This window comes from Amycolatopsis sp. NPDC003676 (assembly GCF_053587275.1).
Map to the genome: position 1 here is coordinate 1 of NZ_JBSFNS010000426.1, position 1,055 is coordinate 1,055.

Annotated in this window: 1 protein-coding gene and 1 pseudogene; both read left to right on the forward strand. The window is 68.8% G+C overall.

From position 1 onward, the window contains the following. Nucleotides 1-373, forward strand: a pseudogene (locus ACWDNU_RS46950) (phospho-N-acetylmuramoyl-pentapeptide-transferase); the annotation flags it as partial. Between the two features lie 61 nt (nt 374-434). After that, a partial coding sequence (locus tag ACWDNU_RS46955; protein ID WP_449673592.1) for a hypothetical protein occupies nt 435-1,055 on the forward strand: 621 nt, incomplete at its 3' end.

Consider the following 1,055-nt stretch of genomic DNA (forward strand, 5'->3'; position numbering starts at 1 on the left):
GTGCGCCGCCGCGGCCGCCGCGTGCATCGGCTTCCTGTGGTGGAACGCCGCGCCCGCCAAGATCTTCATGGGCGACACCGGCTCGCTCGGCCTCGGTGGTCTGGTGGCCGGACTGTCGATCACCAGCCGCACCGAACTGCTCGCGGTGGTGCTCGGCGCGCTGTTCGTCGCGGAGATCATGTCGGTGGTGCTGCAGATCGTCGTCTTCCGCACCACGCACACGCGGTTGTTCCGGATGGCGCCGTTCCATCACCACTTCGAACTGAACAACTGGCCCGAAACCGCGGTGATCATCCGGTTCTGGGTGCTCGCGGGCATCGCGTCGGCGATCGGGCTGTGCCTGTTCTACGGCGAGTACATCACCGCGCTGTAGCCGGGAACTGTCGGCCCGCCCCGCTACGCTGACCCGACACGAGCGAGCGGGAGGTGGCCCAGTGAGTACCGGGAGTGGGCGGGAACTCGATCACGACATCGCTACCGATGTCTCCTTCGAGCTCGAGGAACTCGACGAGCTGGTCGCCGAACTGCTCACCGAGCACGCCGAACGCGCGGCCAGGGACGCGCGCATCGTCGCCCTGCGCTTGGGCATCGGCGGGCAGCGCCCCGAAACCCTCACCCGCATCGGCGCCCGCTACGACCTGGCCCGCGACCGGGTCCGCCAGCTCTACGCCAAGGCGATCGGGCAGCTCGTGCGCGAAGCCGCCCGCTCCGGGCATCGCTGCGCCGAGGTGTTCGGGCACCGCTACCCGCGCGACGCGGGCGATCTGCGGCTGGTGCGGGAACTGCTCGCCGAGACCTACGCCACCGACACCGATCTGGTGGCGATGGAATGGTCGTATCTGAAGCTGCGCCTGGCCGGGCACGACCAGGCCGACGCCAAGCGCGTCGCCGGATACGTGATGCAGCGAATCCTGGGCTGGCAGAAGAAGACCGCCAGCATCCTGGCCAAACTGCACCCCCTCGACGAGACCGACGTGGTCGAGGTCGAGAAGCTGCGCAAGGGCTTCGACGACCGCGTGCTGATCGACGGGCTCTCCTTCGACCTGCCGCGCAAC